The following is a 15,957-nucleotide window of genomic DNA, read 5'->3' as shown; positions in this document are numbered from 1 at the left end:
CCTACGACGTGGTCACGAAATCGATAAGTTCTTCGACCCGTCCGAGCAGGGCGGGGTCGAGGTCCCGGAAGTCGCGCACCGTGCCGAGGATGCGCTGCCAGCCGCGGGCGACGTCGGCCTGTGTCTCGGCAGGCCAGCCCAGCGAACGCAGGATGCCGAGCTTCCACTCGGTGCCCCGGTCGATCACCGGCCAGCGGTCCAGCCCGAGGCGCTCGGCACGGACCGCCTGCCACACGTCGACGTAGGGGTGCCCGAGCACCAGCACGGTGCCGGCGGGGACGCCGCGAAGCGCCTCGTCGGCGAGGCGCTGTTCCTTGGAGCCGGGGACCAGGTGGTCGACCAGGACGCCGACGCGGCGCTCGGCGTCGGGCGCGAACTCGGCGAGGCGCTCGGCGAGGTGGTCCACGCCGTCGAGCATCTCGACCACCACGCCCTCGACGCGCAGGTCGTCGCCCCAGACCTTCTCGACGAGCTCTGCGTCGTGCTTGCCCTCCACCCAGATGCGGCTGCCGCGCGCCACGCGCGCCCGGGCGCCGTGCACCGCCACGGAGCCGGACGCCGTACGCGTCGGCTTGGCGGGGGCCCGGTTCAGGACGGGCGCGGTGAGCACCACGGGCTTGCCCTCGACCCAGAATCCCGGGCCGAGCGGGAAGGTGCGGGTGCGGCCGCGCCGGTCCTCGAGGACCACCACGTGCATGCCGCCCGACTTCTCGACGCGCACGACGGCGCCTACCCAGCCGGTCTCGACCTCCTCGACCACGAGGCCGGGCTCGGCGGGAGTGGGCTGCGACGTCGGCCGCCGCCCCCGCTGCGCGCCAGGAAACTGAGGGGACAACACATCGGACCCATACCGTTCGTCGACCACCCGGTGAGCCTAGATCCGCGACCCTGTTGAGTGCTGGATCTTCGCCCCTCGGAGTGTCATCGAAGGGCGAATATCCAGCACTCAACGGCGGCGGGTCAGGAGGGCCGCCTCCGTGCGGGTCGACACGTCCAGCTTGCGCAGGATCGCAGAGACGTGCACCGACGCGGTCTTGGCCGAGATGAACAGCCGCTCGGCGATCTGCCCGTTGGTCAGGCCCTCGGCCACCAGGACGAGAACCTGCTGCTCACGGGCGGTGAGCGTGTCCAGGCCGCTGCCCGGCCCTGCGGCCCGCTCCGGGCGGTTCTCGGCAGGCGCGCGACGGCGCTCCGCCGCGTCAGTCGGCTCGGTCTTCCGGGCCTGGCCAGCGAGCCCCGCGCGGTCGAGGAGCCCCTGCGCACGCTGGACGATCAGCCCCGCCCCGATCTTCTCCGCCTCCGCGACGGCCGACCCCAGCGTCGACCGGGCGCCGGTCCGGTCCCCGGCCTCCAGCAGCCGCGCGCCCTCGCGGTACAGCGCGTACGGGCGCAGGTGCGCGGGACCCGGGCTCGGCAGGTCGGCGACGGCGGTCCACGGGCCGGTCCCGAGCTCCGCCTCGAACAGCGCCGACCACACGGGGAAGGTCGGCCAGCGCCCGCACTCGGCGAGGGCTGCGCGGTAGGGGGCGTCGTCCGCGTCCTGGCCGGTCGCGCGGAGGTCGGCGATCGCCCGGGCGGCCACCGCGAGCTGCGGCAGGTCATAGGCCGGGATGCGCGTGTGGTCCGGGGCGACCACCACCGACATGCGCTCCAGGGCCTCGGCCGGCTCGTCGCGCAGCAGCGCGAGCTCCGCCAGGGTCATGCTCGTGCGTGACCTGATCTGTTCCTCCAGGCGCCCGAACCGCTCCCAGGTCGTCGCTCGGCGGCGCGCCTCGGCCTGCGCCTGTTCCACCTGCCCCTGCCACATCATGAGCCAGGCCCGGCGGTCGCTGAGGTAGACGGAGTACACGCTGTCGGGGATCGGCGGGACCGTCCGCTCGTACCAGGCGGCGGCCTCGGCCCAGTCGCCGCGCCCGAGCCACGCTTCGGCCAGGTTGCCCTCGATCATGATCCGGGACCCCTCGGACGAGCCGTACCGGCGGGCGGCGCCCACCCCTTCCTGGGCGATCTCCGCCGCCCGGGCCCAGTCGCCCACGAGGAGCCGGACGTCCGACCCGTTGATGTAGTACCGGCTGAGTCCGTGCCAGGTGTCCTCGGCCGCCGCCCGGCCGGCGTCGATCTCCGCGAAGCCCCCGGTGTCGCCGAGCTGAACCCGGCTCACGCCCCGCAGGTTCAGGGCGACGGACACGACTCCGGCACTGCCGATCGCGCTGCCGACGTCGTGGGCGGCCGTCGCGGCCTCGATCGCCTCGCGGGGCCTCCCGTCGAGCATGGCGTGACGCGCCTGCAGCATCAGGAGGTGGCCGCGCACGGCGTCGTCCCGGCCGGGTTCCACGAGCGCGAGGGCCCGCTCGATGAGCTCCGGCCCCTCGTCCGAGCCGGCGTGGCCCGCGATGAGCGCCGTGTCGGAGAGCATGCCTGCGAGGCCCGCCGGGTCGTCGGCGGGCCACTCGGCGATCGCCTCGTGCGCCACGGCGAGGGCGCGCGTGGTCCGGGTGGCACCCCGCAGCGACTCGGCGACCGTGCGGAGCAGCTCGTGGTGGGGCAGGCCGGCCACGGCCTCGGCGTCGGGCACCTGCTCCCAGAGCTCCAGGGCGCGCTCGCCCAGCGCGACGGCGGTCGACGCCGCAGCGCCGTCCGCAGCCGCCTGGTGCCCGACGACGGCCGCCGCGAGCGCCTTGTCGAGCATCCCCGCGCGCCACCAGTGGTCGGCGATGCGGGACAGCTTCGCGACCGACCGGGCGCGCCGGACGAGGGCACGCTCGAGCGCCTGCGCGTAGGCGGCGTGCAGACGGCGGCGCTCGCCCGGCAGCAGCTCGGCGTACACGGCCTCCTGGACCAGGGCGTGCCGGAACGCGTACCCGACGTGGGTGACCACCAGGACCTGCGCCTCTACCGCCTCGCGAGCCGTCTCCTCGGGATCGGCGCCGGCGTTCGGGACGACGCGCTGTCCGAACCCTGTCGCGGGGTCGGCCAGGACGTCGTCGAGCACGTCGTACCAGACGCGCGGACCGGCGGCCGCGACCACGCGGCACAGCGCCTGGGCCTCGCGGCTCAGGTTCCAGTAGCGCAGCAGGAGGATGTCGCGCAGGGAGTCGGGCAGGTCGGTGCCGAGGAAGCCCACGAGCTCCTCGACGTAGAAGGGGACGCCTTCGCTGCGGTCCGTCAGGTCGGCGAGCGACTCGGCGTCGAGGCCGGCGTCGAGCAGGTCCTGCGCCATCTCGCGGACCTCGGTCTCGCCCAGGCGGGACAGGTCGAGGCGGGTGGTGAGGCGGGCCCGGTCGAGCTCGGCCATGAGGGTGCGCAGGGGGTGCGCGCGTCCGACGTCGTCGCTGCGGTAGGTGAGCAGCAGGAGCATGCCCGGGGGCGCGGTGCGGGCGAGGCGGAGGGTGACGGCGCGGGTGACGTCGTCGGACCAGTGCAGGTCCTCCATGACCACGACGACTGGCCGGTCGGCCGCGAGGCCGGTGAGCAGGTCGGCGAGGACCTCGGGGATGCGGTCTGCTCCGGCGTCGGACGCCGGGGCGACGAGCTGGGGCGCTATCGCGGACAGGGCACCCGCGGCGGGTCCGGCCGCGTTGATGACGGCGTCGGGGCCCGTTGCCTGGACGACTCCTTGCAGGAGGCCGGCGAGGGCCGCGTAGGGGAGGGGCCCGGATCCTTCGTCGGCGCACTGCCCGGTGACGACGGTGACGCCGTCGGTGCGTGCGGTGAGCTCGTCGAGCAGGCGGGTCTTGCCGATGCCTGCCTCGCCGGCGATCACGATGGTGCGGTTGGCGCCCGAGCGGACGTCGTCGAGAGCGGCCGTCAGTGCGCCGAGCTCGCGAGCTCGACCCACCAGGCGCGCACGAGGGACCGGCATGGGCTCATCGTCCCATGCCGGTCCTGTGGTCGTTCCGCTGTTCATCGTTGCTGGTCAACATGGCGCACCGCCGGGACGCGGGCGGTCAGGCGGCGCGCGGGCGGATGGCGTCGGCCTGCTTGGTGCGGGCGGCGCGCTCGGTGGCGCGGCGCTCGGCGGCCTGCCGGCGGGCGGTGTCCCGCTGCTCGCGTGCCACCCGCGCCTGCTCGTTCCTGCGATCGAGGTCCTGCTCGTTCCTGCGGTACTCGGAGAAGTCGGTGAATCCGAACATCGTGATGCCTCCTGGTCGATGCCGGCCCCTCGCCGGCAATGACTCAAGATTCGTCTGTGAGGTACCTCCGGCGGATCGGGCGGTCGCCGCATCTTCGGGAGCGGGTTCGCAGGGCCGGCCCGAGGCACCTAAGGCATCTCCCTATCAGCGGGCGGCGAGCCTCGCGAACGGGTCAGACATACAGGTCATCCGAGTGATCAGTGCGTCTGACACGCGCCCGCAGAGCGTCAGCAGCCTGATTCGCCGAGGTCTCGCACCGTGCTCACGACCAGATCCGGTTCGGCGTAGTGGACGTAGTGGTCGGTGGTGCCGGCGACCACGAGGCATCCCCGGCTGGACTGCTCGGCCACGCGACGCAGCGCCTCCACCGCCGCCTCCGGCTGGCCGCCTGCGGCGATGACGGTGGTGGGCCGGTCGCCCCAGGCGCCGGGACTGGCGCCGCCCTGGACCTGCTCCGCGCTGTCGACGCCGGCGCCCACCTCGGCGCCGGCCGTCGCCAGCGTCCCGGGGCCGTAGACCACTGGTACCGCCTGCCGGGTCGGGGCTGGTGCGTCGTCGGGAACCAGCACGGCACCGAACAGCCGGATGACACCGAGGTGGGCGGCGCCGCGCTGGACCGCGAACTGAGCTGTCAGGGGCACCCTCGCGGCGGTCAGGGCGGTGGTCGCGTTCTCGTCGCTGACGTCGATCAGGACCATGCCGGCGGTGCGGTCGGGCCAGCGGTCCGCGTACAGGCGGACGACGTGGCCGCCGTACGAGTGCGCGACGAAGACATACGGCCCTGGCTCTCCGGATGCCAGCAGCATGGCGTGCAGCTCGTCGGCCGCCTGCCCGGCGGTGCGCGGGCCCGGTCCCGGTTCGCTCCACGCGTAGCCGGCCCGGTCGTAGCCGCAGACCCGGCGGTCGCCGGCCAGCCGCTCCTGGATCGTCGCCCACCCGGCCGAGGACTCACCCAGCCCCGCCTCGAGCACGACCGTGGGCTCGCCCGTTCCCGTGCAGTGCAGGTGCAGCCGGTGCCCGCCGACGTCGACCATCCGCCCCGGCATCGGATACCGCGTCACGTCGTCGCGCGCTGCGACACCCTCGTACACCGCGCCGGCCGTCGCGAGCAGGGCGATCAGCGCCAGCGGTACGACCGCCATCCGCGCGATACGCCGCCTACGGCCGGGGGCGGGAGCCTGTGTCGTCATGGGACGGATCCAACCATCATCTGCGCCTCCGACAGGCCGCGGTGCCAGTGCGCGGAGGGCCCGCGGTGGACCGGGGACTTGGCCCCTGGCGTGTGCCGCGTAGGATTGGCACTCGGTCGGCGAGAGTGCTGGAGCGCGGGCCGGAACCCGGGTGCAGGTCCCGGACGTTCTATCTGGGACGGAGGTGAGCGCGGTGAGCGAAGAACGCAGGCTCGATGTCTTGCGAGCGATCGTGGAGGACTATGTCCGGACACGGGAGCCCGTCGGATCCCGCATACTCACGGAGCGCCATCAGCTCGGCGTCTCCCCGGCCACGGTGCGCAATGACATGGCGGCGCTCGAGGAGGCGGGGCTCATCGCCCAGCCGCACACGTCGGCGGGGCGCATCCCCACCGACAAGGGCTACCGCCTGTTCGTGGACCAGCTCGCGGAGGTGCGGCCCCTGACCATGCCCCAGAAGCGCGCCATCGAGACCTTCCTGTCCGAGGCGGTCGACCTGGACGACGTCGTGGCCCGGGCGGGGCGGCTCATCGCCCAGCTGACGGGCCAGGTCGCCGTCGTGCAGTACCCGTCGCTGCGCCGGTCCGGGCTGCGGCACCTCGAGCTCGTCCCGACGGCCGAGGGGCGGCTCCTCGTCGTCGTCATCACGGACACGGGACGGGTGGAACAGCGCTTCCTCGACGCACCGGTGGGCCTGGACGACGGGACGCTCGGCGAGCTGCGTGCCCGCTTCAACGCCGCGGCCGCCGGGCACCGCCTCACCGAGATCGGCAGCGCCTTCGCACGGGTTACCGAGGCGATGTCCGACGAGCACCGGGCGCTGGCCACCGCCGTGGCCGAGGTCGTCACGGCGGCGCTCACGGAGGAGAGCGAGGAACGCATAGTGCTGACTGGCCAGGCGAACCTGGCACGGTCGAGCATGCGGTTCGAGCAGGGCCTGCGGCCCGTGCTCGAGGCGCTCGAGGAGCAGGTGGTCCTGCTCGGTCTCCTCACCGACATGACCGACGACGCCGGGGTGGCCGTGAGCATCGGCCACGAGAACCGGCTGGCCGGCCTGTCGGAGACCTCGGTCGTCACGTCGGGCTACGGCTCGTCCGACGGCGACACCGTCGCGATCCTGAGCTCTATCGGCCCCACCCGTATGGACTACCCGGGCACCATCGCCGCGGTGCGCGCCGTCGCGCGCTACCTGTCGCGAGTGCTGCCCAGCTGACTACTCACCTCATCCACGAAGAGAGACCTGTGACCGACTACTACGAGATTCTCGGTGTCTCGCGCGACGCCTCGCCCGAGCAGATCAAGAAGGCATACCGCAAGCTGGCCCGCGAGCTGCACCCCGACGTAGCCGGTGATGTGGGCGAGGACCGCTTCAAGGATGTCGCGCGCGCGTACGAGGTGCTCTCCAACCCGGACAAGCGCCAGCAGTACGACATGGGCGTGGACCCGACCGCACCGGGTGGTGGCGCGGGCGGCGGGTTCGGTGCCGGGTTCGGTTTCCAGGACATCTTCGAGACCTTCTTCGGCGGCGGGCAGCCCGCAGGGCCCGTCCCGCGCGCCCGGCGCGGCAACGACGCGCTGGTGCGGCTCGACCTCGAGCTCGCCGAGGCGGTCTTCGGCGCCAAGCGCGAGATCCAGGTCGACACCGCGGTGGTGTGCAACACCTGTGGCGGCGACGGCGCGCGGCCGGGCACCTCGGCGCGCACCTGCGACGTCTGCCACGGCCGTGGCTCCGTACAGCGGGTGGCCCGTTCCTTCCTCGGCCAGGTCATGACCAACCAGCCGTGCTCCGCCTGCGGCGGCTTCGGCACCGTGATCCCCGAGCCGTGCACCGACTGCTCCGGCGAGGGCCGGGTGCGCTCGCGCCGCACCATCTCGGTGAACGTGCCCGCCGGCGTCGACACCGGCACGCGCATCAAGCTCTCCGCACAGGGCGAGGTGGGCCCCGGTGGTGGCCCCGCCGGCGATCTGTACGTCGAGATCCGGGAGCGCGCGCACGACACGTTCGTCCGGCGCGGCGACGAGCTGCACTGCACCCTCCAGGTGCCGATGACGGCGGCCGCGCTCGGCACCGTGCTCGAGCTCGACACCCTCGACGGGCTCCAGGAGATCGACCTGCGCCCTGGCACGCAGCCCGGCCAGGTCATGACCCTCAAGGGCCTCGGCGTGGGGCACCTGCACTCCACCGGGCGTGGCGACCTCAACGTGCACATCGAGGTCCAGGTGCCCACCAGTCTCGACGAGGAGCAGACGGCGCTCCTGCAGCAGCTCGCGGTCCTGCGCGGCGAGGAGCGGCCCGAGTCGCGCCTCGCGTCGGTGCACGGCGGTGTGTTCTCGCGCCTGCGCGACAAGCTCAGCGGCCGCTGACCGCCGGCCGATGAGCGCGCCAGTCTTTCTCGCGGAGGCGTCCGCCGCCCATCCGCTCTCCGGGTACGCCGCGGGCTCGGTCTACGTGCTCGACGGCGCGGAAGGTCGGCACGCCGGCGTCGTCCAGCGGCGCGGCCCCGGGGAGCGGATCGACGTCGTCGACGGCGCGGGGGTACGCCTGCGGACCGTCGTCGAGTCGGTGGCCGGCGCCGAGGTGCACCTCCGGGTCGAGGAGGTGGACGTCGAGCCGGCGCCCGCCGTCGTCGTGACGCTCGTCCAGGCCCTCGCGAAGGGCGACCGGGACGAGATGGCCATCGAGGCCGCCACCGAGGTCGGTGTGGACGCGATCATCCCCTGGCAGGCCGACCGCTCCGTGGTCGTCTGGCGCGGGGACCGGGCCGCGAAGTCGCGGGCGCGCTGGGTCAGCACCGTGCGCGCGGCGACCAAGCAGGCCCGCCGGTGCCGCATCCCCGGCGTCGAGATGCCGCTGACCACCAAGCAGCTCGCCGCGCGCGCCCGCGAGGTCGTCGGGGCGGGCGGGGCCGTCGTGGTGCTCCACGAGGAGGCGACGACAGGCCTCGCGTCGGTGCCGCTGCCCGACGCCGGCGAGCTGCTCGTCCTCGTCGGACCCGAGGGCGGGATCTCCGAGGCCGAGGTGGCCCAGCTGAAGGATGCGGGCGCGGTGCTGGCCCGACTGGGCCCGCACGTGCTGCGCACGTCGACCGCGGGCCCGGTAGCGATCGCTCTCCTGAGCACCCGCCTCAACCGCTGGCCCTGAGGTCCTTGGTTGTGGGCGTGATCGTTGCGCCTAGAACGGGCAGGTAGTCGCAACGATCACGCCCACAACCAATTACTGGACCTTGAACTCCACTCGGCGGTTCTTCTCCAGGTCCGCGAAGGTTCTCGGGACCACCAGGGGGTCCGACTCGCCGTAACCCCTCGACGTGAGGCGGTCGCGATCGACGCCCAGCTCGACCAGCCGGTCCAGCACTGCCTCGGCGCGGCGCTCGCTGAGCCGCTGGTTGTGCGACGGCGTGCCGACCGAGTCGGTGTGCCCCTCGATCCGGACCTCGACCTCCGGGTGCTCCTCGAGCACCCCGGCGGCTTCCCGGACGACCCGGCGGCCGTCCTTGGTCAGGCGCGCGCTGTCCGTGACGAACGTGATGTTCGGGATCTCGACCAGGTCCTCCTGGGCCTGCTCCCGCTCCTCGCGCGTGGGCTCGCGCACCGGCTCCTCGTCCTCGGGCTCGGCGGTCTCGTCGTCCGTCGTCCCGCTGTCGGACGGCGGGTCGCTCGCCTCAGGCGAGGGCGTCGCCGCGTCGGAGGCGTCGTCCGTCACGTCCTCGGCGGGCGTGCTCTCGGGATCGCTCTCCGAGATGGTCGCCTCTGCCGGTCTTATGTCCGCCGACGCCGGGCCGTCCGGCCCGTACGCCACCGCGGTGCGGACGCCCTCGACGCCGGCCACGACGTCGGCCGCGGTGAGCGCCTCGGCGTCGGTCGATGCGGTCACGTCGGCGTCGCGGCCCGTGAGCTCGACCTCGACCCCGTCGAGCCCAGCCGCGGAGAGGGCCCCCTGCGCGCTCTCCGTCAGCTTCGACTCGATCTGCTCGCGGAACCCCGTGCCCTGGACACCGCTGAGCGCGCCGAGCCCGAGGACCGCGACGATCACCGGCGGGAGAACCGTCCGCAGGTTCATGCCTTGACCTCGGACCCGGTCGGCTCGGTGCCGCCCTCAGCCGCCTTCGCCTCGTCAGCGGCGAGCGCCGCGGCCTTCGCGTCGGCATCCTCGATCTCGTCGACGTCCGTGTAGTCGACGTGCTCACTGAACGTCGCGCGCCGCTCCTGGCCGCCGACGAGGTAGTCCTGGTACTCCCGCAGGGCGTCCTCGTCGCCGTTCGCGAGGAGCTTGGCCTGCTCGGCCCAGCTCGCGGCGGCCGGGGCGAACTTGATGCCGCCGTCGGCGAGCGCCCCGCGCAGCTCGGACTCCGACGCCGCCGCGACCTTGGCGTAGGTCGTGTAGCCGGCCGACTTGAGCGTGGCCTCGATCTTCGGGCCGATGCCCTCGATGCGGCGCAGATTCTGCGGCTCGGGCTCGGGCTCGGGGGCGGCCTCGGGCTCGGGGGCGGCCTCGGCCGCCTCCGCCTCGTCCTCTGCGAGTGCCGCGGCCTTGGCGTCGGACCCCTCGATCTCGTCGACGTCGGCGTAGTCGACGTTCTCCTTGAACTTCGAGGCGCGGTCCTGACCGCCGATCAGGTAGTCCTGGTACTCCCGCAGGCCGTCCTCGTCGCCGTCGACCAGGTACTGCGCCTGGTCGGCCCAGCTCGTTGCGGCCGGGGCGAACGTGATACCGGCCGAGGTGAGCGCCGCGCGCAGCTCGTCCTCGCTCGCGCCGGCGATCTTGGCGTAGGTCGTGTAGCCGGCCGACTCGAGGGCCGTCTCGATCTTCGGGCCGATGCCCTCGATCCGCTGCAGGTCCTGAGGCTCGGGCTCGGGGGCGTGCCCCGGCTCGGGCGCCGACTCGGCGACCGCGGCGGCCTCCGCCTCGTCCTCGGCGAGCGCCGCGGCCTTGGCGCCGGCCCCCTCGATCTCGTCGACGTCGGCGTAGTCGACCTTCTCGTCGAACTTGGCGCGCCGCTCCTGGCCGCCAACGAGATAGTCCTGGTACTCCTCCAGGCCGTCCGCGTCGCTGTCCACCAGGTACTGCGCCTGGTCTGCCCAGCTGCTGGCCGACGGCGCGAACTTGATGCCCTGGCCCGCGACGGCCTCGCGCAGCTCGTCCTCGGTGGCGGCGGCGATCTTCGCGTACGTCGGGTAGCCGGCGGCCACCAGCGCGGACGCGATCTTCGGGCCGATGCCCTCGATGCGCCGCAGGTCGTCCGGGGTCTCGGGAGCGGCGGGCGCGTCGTCCTCGGCCGTGGCGGCGGCCTTGGCCGCGCGGTCCGCCTCGGCGGCCTTGCGCGCGACGGCCTCGGCCTCGGCGACCACGTCGGACTCGGCGGCTTCGACCTCAGCCTCACCGTCCGCGGTGCCGGTCCCGGTGGCGTCGGCAGCGTCGTCACCGGCTCCGTCGGCGTCAGCGGGGGCGTCGACGGCGGTCACGGTCCCGACGGCGATCGTGGCCTCGTCGGCCTCCGACGCGCTGTCGGCGACCGGCAGCACCGTGTCGGAGGCGACGGCGGTCTCGGCGTCCGGCGTCCCGTCCGCGGCAGTGCCGGTGCTGGTCTCGGCCGAGCTCGCGTGCGACGCGGCCTCGGCCCGCTCCGCGGCGTGCTTGCCCTTGGCGCGGTGGCCCCAGACGAGCCAGCCGATCCAGATGCCGATCGCGAGGCCGATCAGGGCCGCGATGATGATGAATGCGAGCGATTGGGCGATGAACCAACCCACGCGAACCTCCAGTTGACTGCTGTGTGTGGTGTGCGAGCGACGACGGGACCCGGCAGGATGGACCGCTGCGAAACGGTGCTGCAGTACGCCAATCTCCATCGAATGCCGCAAACTCTCCCACATCCCTTTCACCCAGGCATTTCGAACTATGTAACGGTATGGAAAATCATGGCGAAGTCCCGTCCGGGGCCTGCGAGCGGGCCTGCGGGAGTCGCTGACCGGCGTCCGCCGGTAGCCTGCGAAGCATGACGAGTTCGGACAGCCCTGACTGCCTCTTCTGCAAGATCGTGGCGGGAGAGATCCCGGCGGACGTCGTGGAGTCGTCGGACACCGCTATCGCCTTCCGGGACATCGCGCCCAAGGCGCCGGTGCACGTGCTCGTGGCGCCGAAGGAGCACTATCCGGACGTCCCGGCGTTCGCGGCGTCGGATCCCGAGGGGCTCGCGAGCGTGATCGCGCTTGCGGACGGCGTCGCCAGCGAGCTCGGGGACGGCCAGTACCGCCTGATCTTCAACACGGGGCCCAAGGCCGGGCAGACCATCTTCCACGTGCACGCCCACCTGCTCGCGGGCGGCGAGCTCCCGGGCTTCGCGTGATCGACCGGCGTGGAAAGACCGTGGCGCGGCCCGGTCAGGTCGATAGGATGGGGCTGTCGTCATCCCTACCGCACAAAGGAGCGGATCGGCCCGCGGGGCCGGCTCATGACAACTACGCCCAGCACACAGTCCCAGACCCGGATCGAGCACAAGATCGTCGTCCCGGCCCACATCCCGACGGTCGCGCTCCTCGGGAGCCGGGACTCGGTGCTGCGGGCCGTCGAGGAGGGCTTCCCCGGCGTCGACGTCCATGCCCGTGGCAACGAGATCGCAGTGAACGGACCGGCGGGCGACGTGGCCCTGGTCACCCAGCTGCTCGACGAGCTGATCGAGGTGGTCGAGGCGGGCACCCAGCTCACTCCCGAGGTCGTAAAGCGTTCGGTAGCGATGCTGAGCGACGCGTCGGCCTCGCGCCCCGCCGAGGTCCTCACGTTCAACATCCTGTCCAACCGGGGCCGCACCATCCGCCCCAAGACGGTCGGGCAGAAGGCGTACGTGGACGCCATCGACACGAACACCATCACGTTCGGCATCGGCCCGGCGGGTACCGGCAAGACCTACCTCGCCATGGCCAAGGCCGTGCAGGCGCTGCAGGCCAAGCAGATCAACCGGATCATCCTCACGCGCCCCGCCGTCGAGGCCGGGGAGCGGCTCGGGTTCCTGCCCGGCTCGCTGTCCGAGAAGATCGACCCGTACCTGCGCCCGCTGTACGACGCGCTGCACGACATGGTCGACCCGGAGCAGGTGCCCAAGCTGATCGAGGCGGGCACCATCGAGGTAGCTCCTCTCGCTTATATGAGGGGCAGGAGCTTGAACGACTCCTTCATCGTCCTGGACGAGGCGCAGAACACCTCGACCGAGCAGATGAAGATGTTCCTGACCCGCCTCGGGTTCGGCTCCAAGATGGTGATCACGGGCGACGCCACGCAGGTCGACCTGCCCGGCGGCACCACCTCGGGCCTGCGCGTCGTCGAGGACATCCTGCTGGGCGTCGACGACGTCGAGTTCTGTCGCCTCACGTCGTCCGACGTCGTGCGGCACCGGCTGGTGAGCGACATCATCGACGCCTACGCGCGCTGGGACGTGCTCACGGACGACCGCCGCCCGGGCCGCCAGCCGCAGGACCACCGTCCGGGGAGCAACAAGAGGCAGCGCCGGTGAGCATCGAGGTCAACAACGAGTCCGGGTTCGAGGTCGACGAGGCGGAGTTCGCCGCGCTCGGCCGCTTCGTGCTCGACGCCCTGCGGGTGCACCCGCAGTCGGAGCTGTCGATCATCTTCGTCGACACCACCGTCATGTCCGACCTGCACGTGCAGTGGATGGACGAGCCCGGACCCACCGACGTCCTGTCCTTCCCGATGGACGAGCTGCGGCCCGGGCGTGACGGGGACGTCACGCCCGCCGGCACGCTCGGCGACATCGTGCTGTGCCCGGAGGTCGCGGTCACCCAGGCCAAGGCCGCCGGCCACTCCACCACCGAGGAGCTGCTGCTCCTGACCACGCACGGGATCCTGCACCTGCTCGGCTACGACCACGCCGAGCCGGAGGAGGAGAAGGAGATGTTCGCGCTCCAGCGCAAGCTGCTCCTGACCTTCCTCGCCACTCGGTGACCGGCGTGATCGTCCTGCTCCTGACCCTGGTCATGCTGGTCGGCCTCTCGCTGGCGGGCCTGCTCTCGGCCGGTGAGGCCGCGCTCCTGCGCGTCACCCGCGCCTCTCTGACGGAGGCGCTCGCCGAGGCGGAGCTCGGACGGTCACCCGACCCGGAGCGCGCCGCCCGTATCCGGCGCGCCCAGGCGCTCGTCGTCGACCCGACGGCGATCGTCGCCTCCTTCGCGCTCGTGCGCGTCATGTCGGAGGTGGTCGCGATCGCCGCCGGGACCCTGCTGGTGCAGCAGATGATCCCGGGCGAGAACGTCCCGAACGAGCTCCCGGTGATGCTCATCGCGCTCGTGGTGGGCGTCGTCATCGGCGTCATCTTCGTGCGGGTGTCGCCGCGCGCGCTCGGCTTCCGCAGGCCGGTGGCCGTGCTGCTCGCACTGGTGGGCCCGCTGACCGCCGTCTCTCGCGCGGTCGCGTGGCTCACCCGGTTCTCGGTGCCGCGCTACGACCCGTCGCCGCCCACCGAGGCCGAGCTGCGCGACATCGCGGACCGGGTCGGGGAGAGCCTCTCGGAGAGCAGCGCCTTCGAGGAGTCCGACCGCGAGCTCATCCGCTCGGTGATCGAGCTGGGCGGCACCATCACGCGTGAGGTCATGGTGCCCCGTACCGACATGGTCACGGTCACCGCCGACACCTCGCTCGACCGGGTGCTGCGCCTGTTCCTGCGGTCCGGCTTCTCGCGGGTACCCGTGATCGGCGAGTCGGTGGACGACGTCGTCGGCGTCGCCTACCTGAAGGACGTCGTCGCCGCGGTGCACTGGCCCGTGGGCGACGCCGGCGGTGTCGCGCGCGAGCCGTCGCAGCGCCCCGCGGCCGACGTCGCTCGCGACGCGGTGTTCGTGCCCGAGTCCAAGCCGATCGACGACCTGCTGCGCGAGATGCAGGCCTCGGCCAGCCACATCGCGCTCGTCGTCGACGAGTATGGTGGCGTGGCCGGTCTGGTGACCATCGAGGACCTCTTGGAGGAGGTCGTGGGTGAGCTCACCGACGAGCACGACACCGTGCCCGTCCAGGAGGTCGAGGACCTCGGCGGGGGTGTGCTGCGCGTGCCGGCCCGGCTGCCCGTGGACGAGCTCGGCGACCTGTTCGACCTGCGCCTGGACGACGACGACGTGGACACCGCCGGTGGCCTGCTCGCCAAGGTCCTGGGCAAGGTGCCGCTCGCCGGCTCGTCCGTCGAGGTCGGCGGCGTGCACCTGGAGGCGGAGCGGGTGGAAGGCCGGCGCAAGCAGATCTCGACGATCCTCGTGCACCGCACGGAGCAGGCGGCCGAGCCTGAAGACAGCAACGGTGGTCCCGATCAGCAGGACCACCGTGATCAGAAGCGTGACCAGAAGGAAGTGACCTCGTGAGCGACCAGACCACGGAACACCGGAGCGGGTTCGCCTGCCTGGTGGGCCGCCCCAATGCCGGCAAGTCCACTCTGACGAACGCGCTGGTGGGGCAGAAGGTCGCGATCATGTCGGCACGGCCGCAGACCACCCGGCACACGATCCGCGGGATCGTGCACCGGGACGACGCCCAGCTCGTGCTCGTGGACACGCCGGGCTTGCACCGGCCGCGGACCCTGCTGGGGGAGCGGCTCAACGACCTCGTGCGGGACACGCTGTCCGAGGTGGACGTCATAGCGTTCTGCCTGCCCGCCGACCAGAAGATCGGCCCCGGCGACCGCTACATCGCGGCGCAGCTCGCCGAGCTGATGACGGGCCGCCGGCGGGTGCCCGTCGTCGCCGTCGTGACGAAGGCCGACCTCGTGCCGCGCAACGACCTCATGGAGCACCTCGTCGCCGTCGACCAGCTCGCGCGGTCCGTGGACCGCGAGTGGGACGACATCGTGCCTGTCTCCGCGAAGGACGGCTACCAGGTCGAGGAGCTCGAGGCGGTCCTCATCTCGCACCTGCCCGAAGGGCCGGACCTGTATCCGGGCGGCGAGCTGACCGACGAGCCGGAGGCAGTCATGGTCGCCGAGCTCGTCCGCGAGGCCGCCCTGGAGGGCGTGCGCGACGAGCTGCCGCACTCGCTGGCGGTGGTCGTCGACGAGATCGTCGAGCGCGAGGGGTCCGGCGACCCGGCGAAGGGCAAGCCGTCGCTCCTGGACGTCCGCGTCAACCTGTTCGTGGAGCGCGACTCCCAGAAGGCGATCATCATCGGGCGCGGCGGGTCCAGGCTGCGGACCGTAGGCACCGAGGCGCGCCAGGGCATCGAGAAGCTGCTGGGCCAGCGCGTCTACCTCGACCTGCACGTGAAGGTCGCCAAGGACTGGCAGCGCGACCCGAAGCAGCTCCGGCGCCTGGGGTTCTGACCGGGCGCGTCGGACAGATTCGTCCTGACAGCAGTGACAGGTCCCGCCCGACGGCAGTGCTCCGCGGGCGCCCTGACCCCGAACCGAACGTTGAGCGTCCATCCCTCTCGTGCCGACGCCGAACCGAAGGCTGCAGGTCGTCCGAGCCCGGTAGTGACGTGCAACCTTCGGCTCGCCGACTGCTGGGACGGACAACTTGCGGTTCGGCGGGCCTGGCGTCCGAGAGAGGATTTCCAGGTTGCGGTTCGGCGCGGACCGCGGCCTGACGGGGCCGCCTCGGACCACCCGTCCCGGGATATCGCAGCCAGGATTACGGGCAATCCGGAC

The 15,957-nt window shown here is 72.5% G+C and carries 14 protein-coding genes; 8 read left to right on the top strand and 6 right to left on the bottom strand.

The features are described from left to right. Position 1 precedes the first annotated feature (1 nt). From EW117_RS05695 to EW117_RS05680, 4 genes are all read right to left on the bottom strand, one after another. Positions 2-865, bottom strand: a complete 864-nt coding sequence (locus tag EW117_RS05695; protein ID WP_129784587.1) for a DUF3097 domain-containing protein — start codon at positions 863-865, stop codon at positions 2-4. An 81-nt stretch (positions 866-946) separates the two neighbouring features. Beyond that, positions 947-3,862, bottom strand: coding sequence for a helix-turn-helix transcriptional regulator (locus EW117_RS30470; RefSeq protein WP_165362505.1), 2,916 nt, complete (start codon positions 3,860-3,862; stop codon positions 947-949). 85 nt (positions 3,863-3,947) lie between these two features. Further along, a complete protein-coding gene (locus tag EW117_RS05685) occupies positions 3,948-4,133 on the bottom strand; it encodes a hypothetical protein (protein ID WP_129784582.1) in 186 nt (61 codons plus the stop codon). A 227-nt stretch (positions 4,134-4,360) separates the two neighbouring features. After that, positions 4,361-5,323: an alpha/beta hydrolase gene (locus EW117_RS05680; RefSeq protein WP_129784580.1), complete on the bottom strand. Its 963-nt coding sequence runs from the start codon at positions 5,321-5,323 to the stop codon at positions 4,361-4,363. A gap of 193 nt (positions 5,324-5,516) precedes the next feature. Here EW117_RS05680 and hrcA point away from each other — a divergent pair, with 193 nt between their 5' ends. Genes hrcA through EW117_RS05665 form a run of 3 tightly spaced genes read left to right on the top strand, consistent with a single transcriptional unit; the run spans position 5,517 to position 8,465 of the window. Next, positions 5,517-6,536, top strand: a complete 1,020-nt coding sequence (hrcA, locus tag EW117_RS05675; RefSeq protein ID WP_129784578.1) for a heat-inducible transcriptional repressor HrcA — start codon at positions 5,517-5,519, stop codon at positions 6,534-6,536. A 29-nt stretch (positions 6,537-6,565) separates the two neighbouring features. Further along, positions 6,566-7,687 (top strand): molecular chaperone DnaJ, encoded by a 1,122-nt coding sequence (gene dnaJ / locus EW117_RS05670; protein WP_129784576.1) that lies wholly within the window; start codon positions 6,566-6,568, stop codon positions 7,685-7,687. A gap of 10 nt (positions 7,688-7,697) precedes the next feature. After that, positions 7,698-8,465, top strand: a complete 768-nt coding sequence (locus tag EW117_RS05665; protein ID WP_129784574.1) for a 16S rRNA (uracil(1498)-N(3))-methyltransferase — start codon at positions 7,698-7,700, stop codon at positions 8,463-8,465. A 72-nt stretch (positions 8,466-8,537) separates the two neighbouring features. On the opposite strand, the gene EW117_RS05660 is transcribed toward EW117_RS05665, so the two are convergent. Both EW117_RS05660 and EW117_RS05655 read right to left on the bottom strand, forming a co-directional pair. Then, entirely contained in the window at positions 8,538-9,383 is an 846-nt protein-coding gene (locus EW117_RS05660) for an OmpA family protein (protein ID WP_129784572.1), read from the bottom strand. Further along, positions 9,380-11,071: a helix-hairpin-helix domain-containing protein gene (locus EW117_RS05655; RefSeq protein ID WP_129784570.1), complete on the bottom strand. Its 1,692-nt coding sequence runs from the start codon at positions 11,069-11,071 to the stop codon at positions 9,380-9,382. The genes EW117_RS05660 and EW117_RS05655 overlap by 4 nt, the downstream gene beginning before the upstream one ends. Positions 11,072-11,316: 245 nt before the next feature. Here EW117_RS05655 and EW117_RS05650 point away from each other — a divergent pair, with 245 nt between their 5' ends. The 5 genes from EW117_RS05650 to era all read left to right on the top strand — a co-directional run bounded on the left by EW117_RS05650 (position 11,317) and on the right by era (position 15,630). After that, positions 11,317-11,667: a histidine triad nucleotide-binding protein gene (locus tag EW117_RS05650; RefSeq protein WP_129784568.1), complete on the top strand. Its 351-nt coding sequence runs from the start codon at positions 11,317-11,319 to the stop codon at positions 11,665-11,667. 105 nt (positions 11,668-11,772) lie between these two features. After that, complete coding sequence (locus tag EW117_RS05645; protein WP_129784566.1) at positions 11,773-12,828, top strand: PhoH family protein; 1,056 nt, start codon at positions 11,773-11,775, stop codon at positions 12,826-12,828. Next, entirely contained in the window at positions 12,825-13,277 is a 453-nt protein-coding gene (gene ybeY / locus EW117_RS05640) for an rRNA maturation RNase YbeY (RefSeq protein WP_129784564.1), read from the top strand. The genes EW117_RS05645 and ybeY overlap by 4 nt, the downstream gene beginning before the upstream one ends. Before the next feature lie 5 nt (positions 13,278-13,282). Beyond that, positions 13,283-14,680 (top strand): hemolysin family protein, encoded by a 1,398-nt coding sequence (locus tag EW117_RS05635; protein WP_242504101.1) that lies wholly within the window; start codon positions 13,283-13,285, stop codon positions 14,678-14,680. Beyond that, complete coding sequence (era, locus tag EW117_RS05630) at positions 14,677-15,630, top strand: GTPase Era (protein ID WP_129784560.1); 954 nt, start codon at positions 14,677-14,679, stop codon at positions 15,628-15,630. Before EW117_RS05635 ends, era begins: the two co-directional genes overlap by 4 nt. Positions 15,631-15,957 lie beyond the last annotated feature (327 nt).

The sequence above is a fragment of the Promicromonospora panici genome, assembly GCF_900608595.1.
Classification (GTDB): Bacteria; Actinomycetota; Actinomycetes; order Actinomycetales; family Cellulomonadaceae; genus Promicromonospora; species Promicromonospora panici.
This window is presented reverse-complemented; position numbering and strand designations above follow the sequence as displayed.

Bases quoted from the DNA above. Each gene is read 5' to 3' on its own strand.
- EW117_RS05685 (WP_129784582.1), bottom strand. From the start codon at position 4,133: ATGTTCGGATTCACCGACTTCTCCGAGTACCGCAGGAACGAGCAGGAC.
- EW117_RS05665 (WP_129784574.1), top strand. From the start codon at position 7,698: ATGAGCGCGCCAGTCTTTCTCGCGGAGGCGTCCGCCGCCCATCCGCTC.
- EW117_RS05680 (WP_129784580.1), bottom strand. From the start codon at position 5,323: ATGACGACACAGGCTCCCGCCCCCGGCCGTAGGCGGCGTATCGCGCGG.
- EW117_RS05650 (WP_129784568.1), top strand. From the start codon at position 11,317: ATGACGAGTTCGGACAGCCCTGACTGCCTCTTCTGCAAGATCGTGGCG.
- EW117_RS05660 (WP_129784572.1), bottom strand. From the start codon at position 9,383: ATGAACCTGCGGACGGTTCTCCCGCCGGTGATCGTCGCGGTCCTCGGG.
- EW117_RS05645 (WP_129784566.1), top strand. From the start codon at position 11,773: ATGACAACTACGCCCAGCACACAGTCCCAGACCCGGATCGAGCACAAG.
- EW117_RS30470 (WP_165362505.1), bottom strand. From the start codon at position 3,862: ATGCCGGTCCCTCGTGCGCGCCTGGTGGGTCGAGCTCGCGAGCTCGGC.